This window comes from Arthrobacter zhangbolii (assembly GCF_022869865.1).
In the GTDB taxonomy this organism is placed as follows: domain Bacteria; phylum Actinomycetota; class Actinomycetes; order Actinomycetales; family Micrococcaceae; genus Arthrobacter_B; species Arthrobacter_B zhangbolii.
The window spans coordinates 1,161,251-1,176,556 of the sequence record NZ_CP094984.1 but is presented as its reverse complement, the minus strand read 5'-3'; the positions used below and the strand labels follow the sequence as shown (position 1 = coordinate 1,176,556).

Annotated in this window: 14 protein-coding genes; 4 read left to right on the top strand and 10 right to left on the bottom strand. The window is 65.2% G+C overall.

What is annotated here, in order from left to right; translation table 11 throughout:
- Positions 1–11: 11 nt before the first annotated feature.
- Positions 12–1,298 (bottom strand): ABC transporter substrate-binding protein, encoded by a 1,287-nt coding sequence (locus MUK71_RS05465; protein WP_227904328.1) that lies wholly within the window; start codon positions 1,296–1,298, stop codon positions 12–14.
- Positions 1,299–1,433: 135 nt separating this feature from the next.
- On the opposite strand from MUK71_RS05465, the gene MUK71_RS05460 reads away from it, so the two are divergent.
- Positions 1,434–2,198, top strand: a complete 765-nt coding sequence (locus MUK71_RS05460) for a FadR/GntR family transcriptional regulator (RefSeq protein WP_227904327.1) — start codon at positions 1,434–1,436, stop codon at positions 2,196–2,198.
- A 51-nt stretch (positions 2,199–2,249) separates the two neighbouring features.
- Here MUK71_RS05460 and gatB read toward each other — a convergent pair whose 3' ends face one another.
- The 5 genes from gatB to MUK71_RS05435 all read right to left on the bottom strand — a co-directional run bounded on the left by gatB (position 2,250) and on the right by MUK71_RS05435 (position 6,843).
- The gene (gene gatB, locus MUK71_RS05455; RefSeq protein WP_227904326.1) at positions 2,250–3,767 is read right to left on the bottom strand and encodes an Asp-tRNA(Asn)/Glu-tRNA(Gln) amidotransferase subunit GatB; all 1,518 of its coding nucleotides are present in this window, start codon (positions 3,765–3,767) and stop codon (positions 2,250–2,252) included.
- Entirely contained in the window at positions 3,768–5,270 is a 1,503-nt protein-coding gene (gatA, locus tag MUK71_RS05450) for an Asp-tRNA(Asn)/Glu-tRNA(Gln) amidotransferase subunit GatA (protein WP_227904325.1), read from the bottom strand. It lies immediately after the preceding gene.
- 8 nt (positions 5,271–5,278) lie between these two features.
- Entirely contained in the window at positions 5,279–5,575 is a 297-nt protein-coding gene (gene gatC / locus MUK71_RS05445) for an Asp-tRNA(Asn)/Glu-tRNA(Gln) amidotransferase subunit GatC (RefSeq protein ID WP_146363477.1), read from the bottom strand.
- Between the two features lie 209 nt (positions 5,576–5,784).
- A complete protein-coding gene (locus MUK71_RS05440) occupies positions 5,785–6,279 on the bottom strand; it encodes a GNAT family N-acetyltransferase (protein WP_227904324.1) in 495 nt (164 codons plus the stop codon).
- A gap of 117 nt (positions 6,280–6,396) precedes the next feature.
- Entirely contained in the window at positions 6,397–6,843 is a 447-nt protein-coding gene (locus MUK71_RS05435) for a TraR/DksA family transcriptional regulator (RefSeq protein WP_227928952.1), read from the bottom strand.
- Positions 6,844–6,985: 142 nt separating this feature from the next.
- On the opposite strand from MUK71_RS05435, the gene MUK71_RS05430 reads away from it, so the two are divergent.
- Positions 6,986–7,750 carry a class I SAM-dependent methyltransferase gene (locus tag MUK71_RS05430; RefSeq protein WP_227928951.1) on the top strand — a complete coding sequence of 255 codons (765 nt, stop codon included), beginning with the start codon at positions 6,986–6,988 and terminating at the stop codon, positions 7,748–7,750.
- A 56-nt stretch (positions 7,751–7,806) separates the two neighbouring features.
- Complete coding sequence (locus MUK71_RS05425; RefSeq protein WP_227928950.1) at positions 7,807–8,421, top strand: GNAT family N-acetyltransferase; 615 nt, start codon at positions 7,807–7,809, stop codon at positions 8,419–8,421.
- Here MUK71_RS05425 and MUK71_RS05420 read toward each other — a convergent pair.
- Both MUK71_RS05420 and ligA read right to left on the bottom strand, forming a co-directional pair.
- Positions 8,418–9,212 (bottom strand): inositol monophosphatase family protein, encoded by a 795-nt coding sequence (locus MUK71_RS05420; RefSeq protein ID WP_227928949.1) that lies wholly within the window; start codon positions 9,210–9,212, stop codon positions 8,418–8,420. The two genes, MUK71_RS05425 and MUK71_RS05420, sit on opposite strands and share 4 nt — an antisense overlap.
- Entirely contained in the window at positions 9,209–11,449 is a 2,241-nt protein-coding gene (gene ligA / locus MUK71_RS05415; protein WP_423724619.1) for an NAD-dependent DNA ligase LigA, read from the bottom strand. Before ligA ends, MUK71_RS05420 begins: the two co-directional genes overlap by 4 nt.
- Positions 11,450–11,736: 287 nt before the next feature.
- Here ligA and MUK71_RS05410 point away from each other — a divergent pair, with 287 nt between their 5' ends.
- Entirely contained in the window at positions 11,737–14,079 is a 2,343-nt protein-coding gene (locus MUK71_RS05410) for an FdhF/YdeP family oxidoreductase (RefSeq protein ID WP_227928947.1), read from the top strand.
- 10 nt (positions 14,080–14,089) lie between these two features.
- On the opposite strand, the gene MUK71_RS05405 is transcribed toward MUK71_RS05410, so the two are convergent.
- Both MUK71_RS05405 and MUK71_RS05400 read right to left on the bottom strand, forming a co-directional pair.
- Positions 14,090–14,410, bottom strand: coding sequence for a DUF6457 domain-containing protein (locus MUK71_RS05405; protein WP_227904317.1), 321 nt, complete (start codon positions 14,408–14,410; stop codon positions 14,090–14,092).
- Between the two features lie 42 nt (positions 14,411–14,452).
- Positions 14,453–15,262, bottom strand: coding sequence for a PP2C family protein-serine/threonine phosphatase (locus MUK71_RS05400; RefSeq protein WP_227928946.1), 810 nt, complete (start codon positions 15,260–15,262; stop codon positions 14,453–14,455).
- Positions 15,263–15,306 lie beyond the last annotated feature (44 nt).

The window sequence follows — 15,306 nt, the reverse complement described above, 5'->3', positions numbered from 1 at the left end:
CAGCCCGGGGCTTACTGTTCGCCCTCGAGGAACTTTTCGAAGGCTTCGTGGGCGGTGTCCGCCTCCGCATCGGAATCCGCTCCGGTGATGGCGGCCACGATGGGTGCACCGACAATTTCGCGTGCCTCGCCCACCGACTTCACCAGCGGCCGGTCATGGCCGACGCCGTTTTCGGCGCTGATGCTGATCGCCTCGGCCAGGTCCTCCGGGTAGGTGGATGTTCCGCCGGCATCCGCCCACACGGAGGCGCGGGGACCGGGGACGCCGCCCTGCTGGATCTGCATGGTCATGTCTTTGCTGGTGGCCCATTCGATGAACTTCCAGGCGTTGTCCTGGTTCTGCGACGCTTCGTTGATGGCCAGGCTCCAGGACGGAATGTTGTACGGCTTCGACCCCGCCGGTCCGGCCGGCAGCGGTGCGAAACCGACGGTGTCGGCCACCTTGGACTTCGCAGGGTCAGTCGCGTTCTTATAGAGCGAATCGGCTTCCGTGTAGAAGGCGGCACCACCCTGGGTGAAGATCGCCATGGCCTCGGACCAGCTCATATCGGTACTGACGTTTTCGGGCCCGTAGTTGTTGATGAGTCCGCCGTAGAAGGCATAGGCCTCCTTGGCCTCCTTGCTGGATACAGCTGACTCGCCATCCTCGATGAAGTCACCGCCGAAACTGAAAAGGAAGCTGGAGAACTGGGTGACTGCTGCGGATTTACCGGTGCGGGCCACGAAGCCGGCCGTGCCGGGGTTCGCCTCGGAGATCGTTTTAGCAGCGGCTTCCAGTTCCTCCATGGTGGCCGGGACCTCCAGGCCTGCAGCGTCGAGCAGGTCCTTTCGGTAGTACAGCACCTCACGCTCGGTGATGATCGGGACACCTACCACCTTGTCCTCGAAGGTGGTTGCGGTCACCGGCCCTTCCTGGAAGTCGCTCCACTCCCAGTCCGCGTTGGCCTCAACCCGGTCCGTCAGGTCAGCGAGATAGCCGTTGTCTGCGAACAGCCGCCCCTCCTGCAGGGGCCGGTACATCATGACGTCAATCTCATCCGAACCTGCATTGAGTTTTACGTTGTACTGGTCCGAGAGCTGGTCCTCGCCCAGCTGGGTGAGTTCCACCTTGAGCCCGGTTTCCTCTTCGAACTCGGGGATGGCTTCCTTGATGGTGTCCGTCCACACATGGTTGGCCACCGTGACCCGCACCGTGTCCGAGCCTTCGGCTCCCCCGTCGTCTCCGCTGCCGCAGGCGGTCAGTCCCAATGCCAAAGCTGTCAGCACTGCTGCGGTCCGTGAAAGTTCTTTGCGCCCCACGCCGTCTCCGTCCGTCCGGGGCCGCCTCAGGCGAGGAACCCCCGCGCGGATGCCTCGTTGCTTCCGCGGTGAGCAGAGTCTAAGACGCTAAATCATACTTAATCAATGGTTTTTTTAAAGCCGTATGATTCAACGATGACGACGACGTCCGACGGCCACACCACCGGCAACCCAGCGGCCGGCACCGCTGTCTCCGGTCTGCATGCACGCGTTCTCGAGGATCTGGGGCTGGCCATTTGCGAGGGCCGCCTGGCCGCCGGGGAGATCCTGCGCACCGAGCAGTTCGAGGAGAAGCTTGCTGTCTCCCGCTCAGTCATCCGCGAGGTGCTGCGGGTGCTTTCGGCCATGGGAATGGTCGCGCCGCGCCGCAGGGTCGGAGTGCAGATACTTCCGGTCCAGTCCTGGAATCTCTTCGACCCGTTGATTATCCGGTGGCGGCTGGCCACTTCGGAGCGGCTAAGCCAGCTGCGCTCCCTCGCTGAGCTGCGCACCGCCGTCGAGCCGCAGGCAGCCCGGCTGGCCGCCGGACGCGCCGCTCCCGGGCAGGCCGCTGACCTGCTGCGGTTGTCCGGTGGCATGTGGGCCGCCGGCAAAACCGGAAATGCCGCAGAGTTCCTTCGCCTGGATGTCCAGTTCCACCAGCTGCTGCTGACAGCCTCCGGCAATGAGATGTTCGCCCAGCTGCACCGGCTGGTGGCGGAGGTCCTGACCGGCCGCACGCATTACGGCCTGGTCCCGGAAGTGCCTCATGAGGAGGCTCTGCAGCTGCACATGGATATAGCCCTGGCTGTGCAGGCAGGGGATGCCGCATCCGCGCAGGCGGCGATGGAGAGGATAGTGGAGCGCAGCATGGAGGAAACCACCGACTATTGGGCACGGCACGCTGACCCGGGGGCTTAACGCGAAAACCGGCCCCGGATGACCCGGGGCCGGTCTTCAGCACCAGCCTGACTAGCCCTGGACGCCCAGGCGTTCGAGGATCAGCTCGCGCACGCGGCCGGCGTCGGCCTGACCGCGGGTCGCCTTCATGACTCCGCCCACGATGGCGCCGACAGCCTGGACCTTGCCGCCGCGGATCTTGTCCGCAACGTCCGGCTGTGCGGCCAGGGCGGCGTCGATCGCTTCGAGCAGGGGCCCGTCATCGGAAACGACGGCCAGGCCGCGCTTTTCAATGACTTCCTCCGGGGTGCCTTCGCCGGCGAGCACGCCGTCGAGGACCTGGCGGGCCAGCTTGTCGTTGATTTTGCCGGCCTGCACCAGGCGGTCCAGTTCCACGATCAGTTCCGGCGTAACGCCCACGTCCACCGGATCCACTTCGGCTTCCTTGGCACGGCGGGCAACCTCACCCATCCACCATTTGCGGGCAACCTGCGCGGAAGCGCCTGCGGCAATGGTTTCCTCGATGGCTTCCATGACGCCGGCGTTCACCACGTCGCGGAACTCGGCGTCCGAGTAGCCCCAGTCTTCCTTGAGCCGCTTGCGGCGTTCAGCCGGCGGTTCGGGCAGCTGGGCGCGGAGCTCTTCGATCCATTCCTTGGAGGTGACCACGGGAACGAGGTCAGGCTCCGGGAAGTAGCGGTAGTCATCGGCGTCGGATTTCGGCCGGCCCGAGGTGGTGGAGCGGGTGTCCTCGTGCCAGTGCCGGGTTTCCTGGACAATCGTGTTGCCGGAGTCCAGCACGGCGGCGTGGCGCTGGATTTCGAAGCGGACGGCGCGTTCGACGGCGCGCAGCGAGTTCACGTTCTTCGTTTCCGAACGCGTGCCAAACTTCTCCTGGCCGTGCGGGCGCAGCGAAACGTTCGCGTCGCAGCGCACGTTGCCACGTTCCATCTTCGCGTCGGAAACGCCAAGGTTCTTCACGATTTCCCGGATGGCGGCCACGTAGGCCTTGGCCAGTTCGGGGGCACGGGATCCGGCGCCTTCAATAGGCTTGGTGACAATCTCCACCAGCGGCACGCCGGCACGGTTGTAGTCCACCAGGGAGAAGTCGGCGCCCTGGATGCGGCCTGCCGCACCACCCATGTGGGTGAGCTTGCCGGCGTCCTCTTCCATGTGGGCACGCTCAATCTCGACCCGGAAGACGGTGCCGTCTTCCAGCTCGATGTCCAGGTAGCCGTCGTACGCAATGGGATCTTCGTACTGGGAGGTCTGGAAGTTCTTGGGCGTGTCCGGGTAGAAGTACTGCTTCCGGGCAAAGGTGCAGGATTCGGCGATCTTGCAGTTCAGGGCCAGGCCGATCAGGATCGAGTACTCCACGGCCTTTTTGTTCACCACGGGCAGGACGCCGGGCATGCCCAGGTCCACCGGGGTGACGGCAGTGTTGGGCTCGTCGCCGAAGATGTTCGGCGCATCGGAGAACATCTTGGTTTTGGTGTTCAGCTCCACGTGGACCTCGAACCCCAGCACCGGGTCGTACTTCTCCATGGCCTCTTCGAAGGACAGGGTTTCATCCTGGATGTGGACGGACATTTACTTCACTCCTCCGAGTACGGGTGCCGAGGCCAGCAGCGGGCCGCCCCACTTCTGCTCCAGCATGCCCTCAAGGGCGGCGCCGGCGCGGTAGAGGCGGACGTCTTCGCGGGCCGGAGCCAGGAACTGGATGCCGACGGGCAGTCCGTCGGCCAGGCCGCCGGGAACCGAGATACCCGGGACGCCGGCCATGTTGGCCGGAATGGTGGCGATGTCGTTCAGGTACATGGCCAGCGGATCGTCCAGCTTCTCGCCGAGCTTGAAGGCGGTGTTGGGCGAGGTCGGGGAAATCAGCACATCGGCCTGCGCAAACGCGGCGTCGAAGTCGCGCTGGATCAGGGTGCGCACCTTCTGGGCCGAGCCGTAGTAGGCGTCGTAGTAGCCGGCCGAAAGTGCGTAGGTGCCCAGGATAATGCGGCGCTTGACCTCATCACCAAAGCCGGCGGCACGGGTGGCGCCCATAACCCGTTCGATGGTCAGCGGCGGCTCGGCGGGCAGCTCGCGCATGCCGTATCGGACGCCGTCGTACTTGGCCAGGTTCGAGGAGGCCTCGGACGGCATGATCAGGTAGTAGGCGCCGAGGGCGTACTTGAAGTTGGGGCAGGAGACCTCGACGATCTCTGCGCCGGCTTCACGGAGCATCTCCACCGACTCGTTGAAGCGTGCCTGCACACCGGCTTCGTAGCCTTCACCCTGCAGTTCCTTCACGATGCCGATCCGCATGCCGGCCACGTTGCCGTTGCGGGCCGCGTCAGCCAGGGAACCGACCGGGTCCGTGAGGGAGGTGGAGTCGCGCGGGTCGTGACCGCCAATGACTTCCTGCAGCAGAGCCGCGTCCAGCACGGTGCGGGAGACCGGGCCGATCTGGTCCAGCGAGGAGGCCATGGCGATGGCACCGTAGCGGGAAACACCGCCGTAGGTGGGCTTCACGCCCACGGAACCGGTGACGGCGGCGGGCTGGCGGATGGAGCCGCCGGTGTCGGTGCCCAGCGCCAGCGGAGCCTCGAAGGCGGCGACGGCGGCCGCGGACCCGCCGCCGGAGCCGCCGGGGATCCGGTCCAGGTCCCACGGGTTGCGGGTGGGCCCGTAGGCGGAGTGCTCCGTGGAGGAGCCCATGGCGAACTCGTCCAGGTTGGTCTTGCCCAGCATCGGCATCCGCGCGGCACGGATCTTGGAGATCACCGTGGCGTCGTAGGGGCTCATCCAGCCTTCGAGCATCTTCGAGCCGGCCGTGGTGGGCTGGCCCTTGGTGACAATCAGGTCCTTGATGGCGATGGGGACGCCGGCCAGTTCATGCAGCTGCTCGCCGGCGGCACGGGCCTTGTCGACGTCGGCAGCTACCTGCAGCGCCTCGTCCGTGTTCACGTGCAGGAAGGCGTTGACGGCGCCGTCGACCTCGCTGATGCGGTCCAGATGCGCCTGCGTGACCTCGACGGCGGTGACCTCGCGGGCGGCCAGCTTGGCGGCCAGCTGCGCGGCGCTCGATGTAATCAGTTCACTCATGGAAGCTTTTACTCCTCATCCAGGATGGCAGGGACCTTGAAGCGGCCGGCGGCATTGTCGGGCGCACCGGACAGGGCTTCCTCGTTGGTCAGCGTCTGCCCCACAACGTCCTCGCGGAAGACGTTGGTCAGCGGGATGGGGTGGGAGGTGGCCGGGATGTCCTCGCCGGCAACTTCGCTTACGGATTTGATCGAATCCACGATGACATCGAGTTCGCCGGCCATCTTGTCCAGCTCGTCGTTGGTCATCTCAATGTGGGCCAGCCGCGCCAGATGCGCCACGGCCTCACGATTGATCTCAGACATGAGTCTCCCATGCGTCTTATATAGGAACGTTTCGGTATGTAACCGGTATCCGTTCCAGTCTACGGCGTTCGGGGGTAGGTCACGGAGGCAGCCGACACACACCGCACAGCCGCTGTACAGCAGATGCTGCCCGGTGAGGCGGTTGCCCGCCTCACCGGTACATACGGCGAACCACCAGGCGCCGGACCGGCAGGGTTTGAAGCAGACGGTTAGACGGCCTTGCGGAAGACCCAGAGGATGTAGTCTTCGCCGGGAACGGTCCAGTCACGCTCGGGCACGCGGACAAAGCCCAGGGACAGGTACAGCGCGTGCGCATTGAGCATGGTCGTCATGCTGGTGAGGCTGACCGCTTCGATGCCGTCCTTGCTCCGGGCGTAGTCAACAATTGCGTTCACCAGGGCGCGGCCCACTCCCCCGCGCTGCACGGAAGGATCCACGGCGAGCATGCGGAATTCCAATTCACCTTCAATGGCAATATCCGTGTAGGGCTGGCCGGCGTAGGTGATGGCGGCCGAGGCTGCGACCTTCCCGCCCAGTTCCGCGACCCACAGTTCGGTGTGCCTGGCCCGGTCCTCGACGTTCTCGAGTTCCTTGACGTAGGGATTGTCGGCTTCGATGTGCTTTCCGTGCAGATAAGCCTCACGGGTAATCCGGCGGATATCTTCAAAATCAGCCTCGGTGGCAAGCCGGATGGTGATGCTCATGCGTGTTACGAATCCTTACGGTCAGGTTGAAGTGCACGTAGATTCTATCCCCCTCCCCGGTCCCGCCGGGGACCGGGGTGAGGGGGCACACGTTCACCCGTGGCAGGGGCTTCTTTCCTACCGCCGGCGCGCAGCTGCGCAGTTCACGCAGAAGCGGGTTTCCGGCCGGATTTCCAGGCGGGCAGCCGGAATGGGGTTGCCGCAGTTTTCGCAGATTCCGTAGGCACCGGCGTCCAGCCGTTCCCGTGCCTCCACCAGTTCGATCATCGAGTTTTCCGCTGCGGCGAGCATGGCCACTTCGTTGGCCCGTTCAACGGACACGGTGGTGCCTTCGGGATCATGCTCATCATCGGCAGGAATGTCCTTGGCCGCCAGGGTGACTTCGCGGATCAGATCGGTCAGCATCACAATCTGTTCACGGTTCTTCGCTATCCGCTCATCAATCAAGCCGGCGAAGTAGGCGGCATCCAGTTCCGTCGGTGTCTGGGCCACAGGCGTGGCGGGGCCGGTTTCGGGAGCCGTGCGGAAAGTTTTCCGCGGAGCGGCGGTTGCTTTACGGGGCATGCCGGTACCTCCTTGTGAGTCGATGCTGGACGGGATGCAATTATCCGCTGTGCGGCTGGGAAACAGGCCCGGACAGGGCGGTCTTTCCTCAGGGCTTAATCCCGATAGGCTTCCTCCTGAATCCGGGCAAACAAAGGAAACCATGGTTGACGCGCACTACAACGAGCCACGTCTGGTGGCGCTGTACGACGAGGACAACGCCGGGCGGTGGGACACCGATTTTTATGCGGGGCTATTGGGTGGGATCAATGGGCGTCAGGAGCCGCTGCGGATCGCGGATATTGGCTGCGGCACCGGCAGCTTCGCCGTCCGGCTGGCGCGTGCCGGACACGCCGTGACGGGCATTGATCCCGCCGCCGGCATGCTGGAGGCGGCACGGTCCCGGCCGGACAGCGAACTGGTCACCTGGCTCCCCGGGACGGCTGAGGACCTGCCGGCGGGCCCCTTCGACGCCGCGGTGATGACGGGCCATGCCTTCCAGTGCCTGCTCACCGAAGCCGAGATGCTGCAGACGTTGGCCGCGGTGCGGTCCCGGCTGGCGCCCGGCGGCATCTTCTGTTTCGAGTCAAGGAACCCGGCAGCGAAGGCATGGCTGGAGTGGGATTCCGGCCACGCCGGACCTGAGCTGCAGGAATCCTCAGCGGGCACCCTCGAGGTGGACTGGGAACTGATCTCGGCGGAGGACCGCCCCGACGGCGTGTTGGTGACCTTCGAGGACCGCACCCGGTTCCTGTCCGACGGCGCACGGTTCGCCAGCAGGAGCACCCTCAAATTCCCGCCCGCGGACCTGCTGGAACGGCTGCTGCATCAAGCAGGCTTCAGCTCCGCCGACTGGTACGGGGACTGGGACGGCGGGCCGTTCCTGGCAGCGGTGAGCCGGGAGATCATCGTTGCCGCCCGGCGGTAGACGAGTGCCCGATCCGCCAACCGCGTCCGGGGAACCCAATAGGCCATCATGGTACCATGACCGCGAATCCCTCCGGCCCCCGCTGGCCCGTCATCACACCCCGCCTCACCATCCGTCCCGCCGAAGCCGACGACCTGCCGCGCATGTATGAGTACCGGCGGAAGCCGGAGGTCGCGCAATGGATGACGGCCCGGCCCACGGACGTGGACGCCTTCGTGGAGCGGCTCCGGCAGCCGGAGCATTTGGCGGCCACTTTTGCCGTGGAACAGGGCGGAGCCCTGGTCGGTGACCTTTATCTTGCCTGCCAGGACGCATGGGCGCAGCAGGAGGTGGAGGAGTTGGCGCGCGACACGCAGGCCGAGATTGGCTACGTTATTGCACCGGAGTTCGCCGGGCGGGGGTACGCAAGCGAAGCCGTAACTGCACTACTGCGCGTCTGCTTCGAGGACCTTGGCCTGCGCCGGGTGGTGGCGGAGTGTTTCGCCGACAACACCGCTTCCTGGCGGGTCATGGAAAAAGCGGGGATGCGGCGTGAGGGGAGGTCCCGCCAGGGGTCCCTCCACCGTTCGGGGCGCTGGCTGGATGACCTCCGCTACGCACTCCTGGCCGAAGAATGGCGGGCATCCCCCGCCGGCGGAAGTGCCGTGGCGGAACCGCGGCTCCACACCTAGCCCAGCAGCGCAGCTCCAGCGACAGTCACCGCGTCCTCACGTTCGGCGTCGTTGGCCGGCCGCGGCGGACGCTGAACGGGAACGCCGGCTTCCTCGGCGATCAAGGCGCCGGCGGCATAGTCATATTCGTTGAGGCTGCGCTCGATATAGGCGTCTAGCGTGCCGTCGGCCACCATGCACAGGTCCAGCGCGGCGGATCCCAGCCGACGGACGTCCGCGAACTGCCCGGCAAGCTCCGGCAAGGCCGCATACTGCTCGGACCGGACCTCCGCGTTGTAGGAGAACCCGGTACCCAGCAGCTTCCCCACCCGCTGCGGATCGGGGCCGGAGAGCTTGCGGACGCTGCCGTGCTCGGACAGCCAGGCCCCGTTCCCGCGGGCGGCCGAGTACACCCGGACCAGCGCCGGGGCGTGGACGACGCCGGCCAGCCACTCGCCGTCGTCGGTCACCGCAGCCACGGAGGTGGCGTAGTAGACAATGTTGCGGATGAAGTTGGTGGTGCCGTCCAGCGGATCTATGGACCATCGGATGCCTGACGGATTGGACGGGACGGCCGTTTCCAGCTCCTCCCCCGTGACAACGTCATGCGGACGCAGGCGGGCCAGGACCTCCCGCACCGCAATCTCTGCGGCGGTATCAAATTCGGTGACCCAGTCTCCGTCGGCGCTTTTTTTCACCGGATTCAGGCCGGCGACCGAGCGTCCCGCCAGCACAGCCGCTCCCGCAGCGGCGGCCTCGCGGGCAACTTCCAGCAATTCCAGCGGATCGGCCGCGTCAGGCAGCGGGCTCATTCGGTACCTTCTTCCGGTTTGTCTTCCTCGTTTTGCCCATCGGTTCCTGCCCCGTCCTCCGGGACGGACCCTTCGGCCAGCAGGATCCGGAAGCCGTCTTCGTCAATGACCCGGACGCCCAGGGCTTCGGCCTTCTCCAGCTTGGTGCCCGCATTTTCCCCGGCCACCACGTAGTCGGTCTTTTTCGATACCGACCCGGAGGCCTTGCCCCCGCGGGTGAGAATGGCTTCCTTGGCCTCGTCCCGGCTGAAGTTGGGCAATGTGCCGGTGACAACAACGGTCAGGCCCTCGAGTGTGCGGGGCATGGACTCGTCCCGTTCGTCGGCCATCCGGACCCCTGCAGCTGCCCAGGCATCCACGATCTCGCGGTGCCAGTCCTCGGCGAACCATTCCGTCAGGGCCGCGGCGATGGTGGGGCCGACGCCGTCGACATGCGCCAGCTGCTCCTCGGTGGCAGCACGGATGGCCTCCATCGACCCGAAGGCGCCGGCGAGGGCACGGGCCGCCGTCGGGCCCACGTGCCGGATGGACAGTGCCACCAGGACCCGCCACAGTGGCTGGGATTTGGCTTTCTCGAGTTCCTCGAACAGCTTGCGGGTATTGGCGGAAGCAACGGACGGCTTTTTGGCGGTGCCCTTGGTGTAGAAGTACGGAACGAGTTCGGTGCCGTCCACCACGCCCTTGACACGCTTGGGCCGTTCAATCCGGACGTCCGCCAGGTCCTCGATTTTCAGGTCGAACAGGCCGGCCTCACTTGTCAGCGGCGGCTTTTCCGGCTCGGCGGGTGAGGTGAGGGCAATAGCTGCCTCCCAGCCCAGCGCCTCAATGTCGAAGGCACCGCGGCCGGCCAGGTGGAACACGCGTTCACGCAGCTGCGAGGGGCAGGATTTGGCGTTGGGGCAGCGGATATCCACGTCCCCTTCCTTGGCCGGCTTCAGCTCGGTGCCGCAGGACGGGCAGTGCGTGGGCATAACGAAATCGCGTTCGCTGCCGTCTCGGAGGGCGACGACGGGGCCCACAATTTCGGGAATCACGTCGCCGGCCTTGCGCAGCACCACGGTGTCGCCAATCTTGACGCCCTTGGCCTTCACCACGTCCTGGTTGTGCAGGGTGGCCATCTCCACGGTGGAGCCGGAGACCAGCACGGGTGTCATGATGCCGTAGGGGGTGACGCGGCCGGTCCGGCCCACGTTCACCCGGATATCCAGCAGTTTGGTGTTCACTTCCTCCGGCGGGTACTTGTACGCCACGGACCAGCGCGGCACCCGGGACGTGTTGCCCAGGGCACGCTGCAGGGCAAAGTCATCCACCTTGATCACGATGCCGTCGATTTCGTGCGAGAGGTCGTGCCGGTGTTCGCCGTTCTCCGCGATGTACTTCAGGACCTCTTCGTAAGTGTCCAGCACCTTGTAGTAGGGCGACGTCGGCAGTCCCCACTGCTGAAGCAGGTCATAGGTTTCGGACTGGCTGGCCACGTCCAGGCCCTCGCGGGCACCGATGCCGTGCACGTACATGCTTAGCGGACGCCTGGCGGTGACTTCGGGGTCCTTCTGCCGCAGGGAGCCGGCAGCGGCGTTGCGGGGATTGGCGAAAGGCGCCTTGCCCGCCTCGACCATGGTTTCGTTCAGGTGCGCGAAGTCCTTCGAGGGGATGAATACCTCGCCCCGGATTTCCATTTCCGCAGGCAGGTTTTCACCCTTGAGCGTGCGCGGGATGGAGGCGATGGTGAGCACATTGTGGGTGATGTCCTCCCCCGTGGTCCCGTCGCCGCGGGTGGCGGCGCGGACCAGTTCGCCGTTGCGGTAGAGCAGGTTCACGGCAAGCCCGTCGATCTTCAGTTCGGTCAGCCATTTGATCCGGGCGCCGGGGGCAATGTTGGCTACGGACCCTTCGGTCTTGCGGACCCATGCCTCCAGCTCATCCAGGGAGAAGACGTCCTCCAGGCTGTACATCCGCTGCAGGTGTTCCACCGGGGCAAAGGCCGCCGAGACTTCACCGCCCACTTCCTGGGTGGGTGAATCGTTGGTGACCAGCTCCGGGTGCAGCGCCTCGATCTCTTCCAGGCGGCGGTAGAGCCGGTCGAACTCAGCGTCGGAGACCAGCGGGGAGTCTTCGTTGTAATAGGCGAAACGGTAGCGGCGCACCTGGTCCGCGAGCGCGTCATATTCCTCGCGCAGGTCCCCGGCGGGCGGGGTGTCCGTGCTGACCGATTCAACGGCTGCTTCAGTGTCCGTGATTTCCGGGGATGTCTTGGCTGTGCTCACCTAACCAATCTTGCCGCATAGTGTGCGCTTGCGTCAGCGGTGCATCACCGCCGGGCAGGCGACGGCGGCGCTGCAGTGCCTGCCGGCGTCCGCCGACCGCCGTGTCGGGGGCCCGGCACCGCCGTCTCGGGGCGCCACGCCCTTGCCGTGTGCGGCCTTGGTGCTTGCGGCGGACCCGCGGGACTGCTAGGCCTGATGCTAGGCAACTGTGTTCGCGGGCCAGGACGGACGCGCAGTGAAGCGATGAAGGGAAGTGCGGCGTGGCCAGGAAAGAACCCCGGATAGAGGACGTCAACGAAAAGGACATCCAGGTCGAATCGCGGCCCAAGGAGTGGGCCGCCGGGCTGCCGGCGGTGTATCACTCCATGAAACCGGCCATCGAGCAGATGGGTCTGGCCCGGGCCCTGGGAACCACGTTCCGCATGAACCAGAAGCACGGCTTCGACTGCCCCAGTTGCGCCTGGCCCGACCCCAAGGACCGCAGCCCGTTCGAATACTGCGAGGAAGGCGTCAAGGCCGTCACGTGGGAAGCCACGCCGGTGGTGATTTCTTCCGACTTTTGGGCCGAACACAGCCTCACCGAACTGCGCGACCGCACCGAATACTGGCTGGGCATGCAGGGCCGGCTCACCGAGCCCCTGTACAAGCCCGCAGGTGAGGACCATTACCGCCCGGTGGGCTGGGACGAGGCACTGGACATTGTGGCCCGGCGGCTCAAGAGCCTGGATTCCCCGCACGAGGCAGCGTTCTACACCAGCGGACGGACCTCCAATGAAGCGGCGTTCCTCTACCAGCTGTTTGTCCGGGCGTACGGCACCAACAACCTGCCGGACTGCTCCAACATGTGCCATGAGTCCTCCGGCTGGGCCATGGGCCAGACCATTGGGATCGGCAAGGCGACGGTGACCTATGAGGACTTCGGCCAGGCAGATCTGATTATCCTGATGGGACAGAACCCCGGCACCAACCATCCACGCATGCTGACGGCACTGGAAAACTGCAAGCGGAACGGTGGCAGCATCGTAGCTGTGAACCCCCTCCCCGAGGCCGGTCTGAAGCGGTACAAGAACCCGCAGAAGCCCCGCGGCATCGCAGGGAAGGGCACGGAGCTGGCAGACCAGTTCCTCCAGATCCGGCTTGGCGGGGACATGGCCCTGCTGCAGGCCATTTCCAAGCGGGTGTTTGAAGCCGAAGAAAAGAACCCGGGGACCGTGCTGGACCATGAGTTCCTCGAGAAGCACTGCGAAGGCCTGGAAGACCTCAAGGAACATCTTTCCTTCCTCGATGACGATGAAGTGCTCGAAGCCACCGGGCTGCGTGCAGAGGAAATCGACGAGCTCGCAGAGCGCTACCTCAAGGCCGAGAAAGTCATCATCACCTGGGCCATGGGCATCACCCAGCAGAAAAAGGGCGTTGCCACGATCAAGGAAATCATCAACCTGCTGCTGCTGCGGGGAAACATCGGCAAGCCCGGCGCCGGTGCCGCACCCATCCGCGGGCACAGCAACGTGCAGGGTGACCGGACGATGGGCATCTGGGAGCAGATGCCGGGTACTTTCCTTGACGCCCTGGGCAAGGAATTCAGCTTCGATCCCCCGCGGGAGCATGGAGCCGACGCGGTTGAAACCTTCCACCGCATGCAGGACGGACGCATCAAGTTCTTTATGGCGCTGGGCGGCAACCTGATCTCCGCCATTTCGGATACCCAGTTGGCTGAAGAAGCCATGAAAAAGACCGACATGTCCGTGCAGATCTCCATCAAACTCAACCGGTCCCATCTGGTCACCGGCAAGGAAGCCCTGATCCTCCCGGTCCTGGGCCGCACCGAGATAGACATCCAGGAGACAGGCCGGCAGTTCGTTTCCGTGGAAGACACGGTCTGCGTAGTGCATGCCTCACATGGCGGAGTGGATCCCGTTTCGCCGAACCTGCTCTCCGAACCTGCCCTGGTTGCCCGGCTCGGGGCCCGGGTGATCGGGGACCGGATCGACGCCGACTGGGCGGGCTTCGAAAAGGACTATGACCTGATCCGCGATTCCATTTCCCGGGTGGTGGAAGGCTGCGAGGACTACAACGAGAGGATCCGGCATGAGGGCGGTTTCGTGCTGCCCAACGGACCGAGGGATTCCAGGACCTTCCGCACTCCCACCGGCAAGGCCGTGCTGACGGTGAATGACCTGGAGGCTGTCCAGCGTCCGGAAGGGACGCTCCTGCTGCAGAGCATGCGTTCACACGATCAGTGGAACACCACCATTTACGGCCACAATGACCGCTACCGGGGCATCAAGGGCGGGAGGCACGTGCTGTTTATGAACGCCGGAGACATTACGGAACTCGGCCTGGCGGACGGCCAGTACGTGGACATCCACGGCGTCCACCACGACGGCGTGGAGCGCGTGCTGCGCAGTTTCCGTGTGGTGTCCTACCCCACGCCCAAGGGGTGCGTGGCTGCGTACTATCCGGAAGCCAATGTGCTGGTGCCCATGGACCACGTTGCCGAAGGCAGCAACACCCCGGTGTCCAAGACGGTACTGGTCCGGGTGGAGGCTGCAGCCGGCGCCGGCGCCGAAGACAAGATGCGGCGTACCCCGGCGCCGGCGTAACCGGCCGCAGTTACTGCGCGGATCCCTTCCAGCCTGGCTGGTCCGGCCCCTCCAGGCCGGTTTCAGCCAGCTGGAAGGCGGTGTCCGCTGCTTTTTTCACGGCTTCTTCCGCTGACTTCCGTCCGCTGGTGGTGGTCAGGCCTGCAGCATACCCAACCATAAAGGCGCTCACCACGCCCGCGTTGGGTGCCACCGTGCGGCCGGATTTTTCACCAAGCTCAACGAGCATGGCCGGGTCCACCTCGAGGTCCAGGATCTGCAGCGCCTGGGTCAGGCGCCGGCTCCAGTCATTCAGGCGGCGCTGTTCCAGTTCGTCCGGATGGGTGCTCATCGGGGCTCCTTCGCATAGGCGGTGTTCACAGAGGTTCGGTGGTTATTCGTAGCCGGCCCCACCGGTGAGCGTAACGGCTACGGGCTCGGGTCCAACGGTTCCGCCCAGGGTGTCCACCACCAGTGCGGTGATATTGTCCCGGCCCCCGGACCGCAGGGCAGCCTGGACCAGGGCGGCGCAGGCGTCCTGCGGATTGGCCTCAGAGGCCAGTATGTCCAGGATGCGGGTGTCGGATACCTCGCCGGTCAGTCCGTCCGAACACACCAGCAGCCGGTCTCCGGGTTCCGCCGGGACCAGCCGGACGTCCGCTTCTGCGTCGTTGCCGGTGCCCAGGGCACGGGTGACCACATGCCGACGGGGATGGACCAGTGCTTCGTCAGGGGTGATCTGGCCCAGGTCCACCAGTTCCTGCACCTCGCTGTGGTCCACGGTGACCTGGTCCAGCTTTCCGCCGCTGAGCCGGTACGTGCGGGAATCGCCCACGTTGAACACCAGCCAGTGAGGTTTGCCGTCGGCACTTACCAGCACACCGCCGGTCAGCGTTGTGCCGGCCCGGCCTCCGGTAGCCTCCCGGATCCGGTGGTCTGCCTCCAGCAGCAGTTCCCTGAGCTGCTCCGCGGAGAAGTCGGGCAGATGCTGTCCCACTATCGGGGAATCACCCAGCGTGCGGACGCAGATGCTGCTGGCTACCTCACCCGCTTCGTGTCCCCCCATGCCGTCCGCTACGGCAAAGACCGGGTCTGCGGCGATCAGTGAGTCTTCATTCAACTCGCGCCGCAGACCGCGATCGGAAGCATAACCAAACACTGCATGCAGGCCGGTATCCGGGGATGTCGTTTCGTCGGAGTTCATTCACGCCCTGTCCGGAAAGCTGTTTGTTCACTAGGTGATCCGTC

Coding starts and splice junctions, on each gene's coding strand:
- MUK71_RS05460 (WP_227904327.1), top strand. CDS start 1,434: ATGACGACGACGTCCGACGGCCACACCACCGGCAACCCAGCGGCCGGC.
- gatB (WP_227904326.1), bottom strand. CDS start 3,767: ATGTCCGTCCACATCCAGGATGAAACCCTGTCCTTCGAAGAGGCCATG.
- gatA (WP_227904325.1), bottom strand. CDS start 5,270: ATGAGTGAACTGATTACATCGAGCGCCGCGCAGCTGGCCGCCAAGCTG.
- gatC (WP_146363477.1), bottom strand. CDS start 5,575: ATGTCTGAGATCAATCGTGAGGCCGTGGCGCATCTGGCGCGGCTGGCC.
- MUK71_RS05440 (WP_227904324.1), bottom strand. CDS start 6,279: ATGAGCATCACCATCCGGCTTGCCACCGAGGCTGATTTTGAAGATATC.
- MUK71_RS05435 (WP_227928952.1), bottom strand. CDS start 6,843: ATGCCCCGTAAAGCAACCGCCGCTCCGCGGAAAACTTTCCGCACGGCT.
- MUK71_RS05430 (WP_227928951.1), top strand. CDS start 6,986: ATGGTTGACGCGCACTACAACGAGCCACGTCTGGTGGCGCTGTACGAC.
- MUK71_RS05425 (WP_227928950.1), top strand. CDS start 7,807: ATGACCGCGAATCCCTCCGGCCCCCGCTGGCCCGTCATCACACCCCGC.
- MUK71_RS05420 (WP_227928949.1), bottom strand. CDS start 9,212: ATGAGCCCGCTGCCTGACGCGGCCGATCCGCTGGAATTGCTGGAAGTT.
- MUK71_RS05405 (WP_227904317.1), bottom strand. CDS start 14,410: ATGAGCACCCATCCGGACGAACTGGAACAGCGCCGCCTGAATGACTGG.
- MUK71_RS05400 (WP_227928946.1), bottom strand. CDS start 15,262: ATGAACTCCGACGAAACGACATCCCCGGATACCGGCCTGCATGCAGTG.